This window comes from Bradyrhizobium sp. CFUWI (genome assembly GCF_056429085.1).
Window position 1 is genome coordinate 1 of record NZ_JBWJZE010000078.1, and the last position, 3,175, is coordinate 3,175.

4 protein-coding genes are annotated in these 3,175 nt (G+C 60.5%); 2 read left to right on the plus strand and 2 right to left on the minus strand.

The window, feature by feature from the left end; genetic code table 11:
* Window positions 1-329 (minus strand): integrase core domain-containing protein (locus AC066S_RS38600; protein ID WP_478271902.1); only part of this gene is annotated, 329 nt, incomplete at its 3' end.
* A gap of 38 nt (window positions 330-367) precedes the next feature.
* Entirely contained in the window at window positions 368-1,126 is a 759-nt protein-coding gene (locus AC066S_RS38605; RefSeq protein WP_167767837.1) for a group II intron maturase-specific domain-containing protein, read from the minus strand.
* Window positions 1,127-1,188: 62 nt separating this feature from the next.
* Here AC066S_RS38605 and AC066S_RS38610 point away from each other — a divergent pair, with 62 nt between their 5' ends.
* Both AC066S_RS38610 and AC066S_RS38615 read left to right on the plus strand, forming a co-directional pair.
* A complete protein-coding gene (locus AC066S_RS38610; RefSeq protein WP_245481541.1) occupies window positions 1,189-1,464 on the plus strand; it encodes a ribbon-helix-helix protein, CopG family in 276 nt (91 codons plus the stop codon).
* Between the two features lie 140 nt (window positions 1,465-1,604).
* The coding region (locus tag AC066S_RS38615) for a recombinase family protein (protein WP_135167608.1) at window positions 1,605-3,175 on the plus strand (1,571 nt) is incomplete at its 3' end.

Genomic DNA, 3,175 nt, shown 5'->3' on the forward strand with positions numbered 1-3,175 from the left:
CCATACGGGCCCGCGACATATGACGGTCGCAATAAAGGCCGGACAGATGTCAGCACCCGACTACGCGCAACACCTGATCGAAAGATTCTTCTTGCATCCACCGGGGCGTCCACAGATGGGCATGTGGTCAACGCGTCAGCGTTGTCCATCATGTCCACAGCCTTCGCAGCCTGCATCCGTTCGCGCCAGATCGCCATCGGCGCGCGATAGCCGAGTGCCTGATGAAGGCGACGACCGTTATAGAAGGCGATCCAGTTTGCGATTCCTGCCTTGGCCTCGCGACCGTCGGCATAGCCCTTGAGATAGGTGAGTGGCGCGGGGCATTGCAGCCCCGCGCTCTCTCAGAACCGGACGTGAACCTCGCGATTCATCCGGCTCCCGTCATCCAACCGTTGATCCGGCAACCCAGTGAGCGAACAGGCCTGGATTGCGTCGCTTCACATTCCCATACCGCCAACGTGTGTCCTCGGAACCGTTTGTATTTTCGTGTTGCCCATCGAACGATGTAGGCATCGATCGTGCGCAACTCCTCTTGAAGCTTCGAGGGATAAAACCGCCCGTAGTAGCGCACCCAGCCCGTCAGGACTGGACGGACCCATTTGGCGATTTCCACCAGCTCAAGATCGCTGCGCCGATGCAGCCGCCACCTGCGCACGGTATGCCGCATCCGTTTCCCGGCCTTCTTGCTGACGGCCGGGCTGAATGAGACGAACCGCTCACCGTGTCGATTGTTCGCCATCCTCGGCCGAAAGCTATAGCCGAGGAAGTCAAACGACTGCTCCGGATAAGCGCCGGAGCGATTGGCATCTTTGCAATACACGATCTTGGTCTTTTCCGGATGCAGCCGTAGCCCGCATTCCGCAAACCTCGTTTCGAGCGCCCGACACAAGTCACGCGCCTCCGCTTCGCTTCGGCAATGGCCGATGGCATCATCAGCATATCGTTCAAATGGGACACCCGGATATTCTCGGCTCATCCACACATCGAACGCATAATGAAGAAAGAGATTCGCCAACAGCGGGCTGATGGCTCCCTGAACGCAAAAGATAATTTCCGCTTTGAACGCGTCATCACCGGCTGGCGCGATGGAGCTATTGTTGATTTGAGACGCAAAAGGTAATACCATTATGTCATATGATTCGATCGACGCAGGCGCAGAAGGCCGAACGGCTGAGGGCGGCGCGACGCTTGCTCGCGAAGAAAATCGGCATGGCGGAGGCGGCCTTGGCGCTGTCGCGCGAAAGCGGCTTGTCGCTGCGGCAAGCCTATCGCTATCTCGAAGTGGCCAAAAGGAAGGAGCCGCTCCTTTCCGCGCCGCAGCCGTCTGTGACGCTCTCCCTGAAGATGCCGGCCGATCTCGCCCAAAAACTCCAGGCGCATGCGGCGGCTTCCAGGCTTTCGGCAAGCGAGGTGATGCGCCGGGCGGTGGCCGCCTATCTCGCGTCTGTCCGCGAAGATGGCTGAGCGGCGAAAAAAGCGCGACGTTCAACTCGAATTTGCGTTCGATCGGCTCGTCGCCGCCAAACTTGAACAGGTTTACGAAATTCTCGTTCCAGATCAGGTGCGCTTCGCGCGCGCCGGCGCCGATGTGACGGGAGGCGAAGATGAAAACCGCCGCGATTTACGCCAGAGTGTCGTCGGACAAACAGAAGGAGGAGAACACGATTGCCAGTCAGACGAGCGCGCTGATCGCTTTCGCGCGCGAGCAGAACTGCGACGTGCCGGCGGAATGGGTGATCGAAGACGACGGCTATAGCGGCGCGAGCTTGTTGCGCCCTGGGCTTGAACGACTGCGCGATCTCGCCGCAGAAGGGCGGATCCAAGCCGTGCTCGTCTACGCTCCCGATCGGCTGAGCCGGCGCTATGCGCATCAAATCCTTCTTATCGAAGAGTTCGCGCGCGCCGGCGTCGAGGTGTTGTTCATTCGCTCGAGACGGGCGGCGACGCCGGAAGACGAGCTGCTGCTGCAGTTTCAGGGCATGATCGCCGAATATGAACGCGCGCAAATCCTGGAGCGGTCGCGGCGAGGGAAGCGCCATCGCGCCCTTCAAGGCCAAGTGAGCGTGCTTTCCGGCGCTCCGTTTGGCTATCGCTACAAGCGCAAGACCGATCACTCTGCCGCCTATTATGAGATCGACGAGCGACAGGCCGGTGTCGTGCGCTGGGTCTACGAGCTTTACACCGCAAGAAACCACAGCATCGGCGCCATCACGCGCCTGCTCAATGAGCGCCAGATTCCGACAGCCAAAGAAACAGGCCACTGGGAGCGCTCGACGGTTTGGGCGATGCTGCGCAATCCCGCGTATAAAGGAACGGCCTGCTTTGGCAAGACTCGGATCGCGCCGCGCATGCGTGTGACGCGGCCGTTGCGACTGCGCGGCGGTGTCGCGCCTCGCAACAGCGCCAATCATGAGCTTCCTCGCACAGAGTGGATCGAAATCCCTGTGCCGACCATCATCAGCGAAGAGACCTTCGCACTGGCGAATGAGCTTTTGGAAGCCAACAAGAAGCATGCCCCGCGGAGCACGATCACGCCGAGCGCCCTGCAAGGATTGTTGAGCTGCGCCAAATGCGGCTATGGGCTCTATCGCACCTCCACAAGGTCGAGCGCTCGAACTATCCATTACTACCGCTGCTTGGGCTCGGATGGCTGGCGCCGGCTCGGCGGGCCGGTCTGCGACAATCGCCCGGTGCGCCAGGATTTGCTGGACGAGGTGGTATGGAAAGAGATCGCGCGTTTACTTGAAGACCGAAACCTCATCGAAGACGAACTTGAGCGCCGGCTCAAGGCGGCGCGCAACGCCGATCCCACACAGCGCCGGGAGGAAACGCTTCGCCGCGATCTTGCGCGCTCCCGGAAACGCATCGAGCGTCTCCTCACGGCCTATCAGGAGAGCCTTCTCTCACTTGAAGAGCTGCGCAGCCGCATGCCTGATTTGCGCAGCCGCGAACAGGCTTGCCTATTGGAGTTGCAAGCGATCGAAGACCAATCGAAGGAGCGGGAAGTTTGTCTGCGTCTCGCCGAATCCGTGACGAGCTTCCTCGACCGCCTGCGCTCATCCCTCGGCGAGCTCGATATAATCGAACGCCGACGCGTGCTGCGCCTTCTCGTGAAGGAAGTCCTCGTTGGCGACGACAAGATCGTCATCCGCCACTCCATCCCCCTCCCACCCAC

Excerpts from the sequence above, each read along its gene's own strand:
- AC066S_RS38605 (WP_167767837.1), bottom strand. The coding sequence starts at position 1,126 with ATGGTATTACCTTTTGCGTCTCAAATCAACAATAGCTCCATCGCGCCA.